The 333-nt window shown below is 65.5% G+C and carries 1 protein-coding gene; it reads left to right on the top strand.

The genetic code is table 11. The annotated features are described in order from the left end of the window. On the top strand, window positions 1-333 hold a 333-nt coding region (locus IF00_RS42305; protein WP_037640615.1), incomplete at both ends, for a hypothetical protein.

Here is a 333-nt window from a genome sequence, read left to right as displayed (position 1 = left end):
GCGGCTGTGGTCCGGCACGGACCAGATCACCGTGGGCAAGGGTGCCAACGGCGACGCTCTCGATGTCCCGCGTCGCATGCGGGTACGTCAGGGCAGCGATCTCTCGGCCGGTATCTGGTTCCGCCAGAAGTCCGCGAACACCGACCGCGGGTTCGTCGGTATGGCGAACGACAATCTCGTTGGCTTCTACGGCAGCGCCGGCGCTGACTTCGGACTGGTGATGGACACCACCAGCGGCAATGTCAGACTCGGAAAGGCCCTCTCCCTCTCGCCTCAGCGTGCTCTGCACGTGGAGGGTACCGAGGTGCACAGCGGTGGATCCGCCGGTGGTTT

It is taken from the genome of Streptomyces flavochromogenes (assembly GCF_000717595.1).
GTDB classification, from domain to species: Bacteria; Actinomycetota; Actinomycetes; order Streptomycetales; family Streptomycetaceae; genus Streptomyces; species Streptomyces flavochromogenes.
Note: the sequence above shows the minus strand (reverse complement) of the source record. Positions and strands in the feature narration are given on the sequence as shown.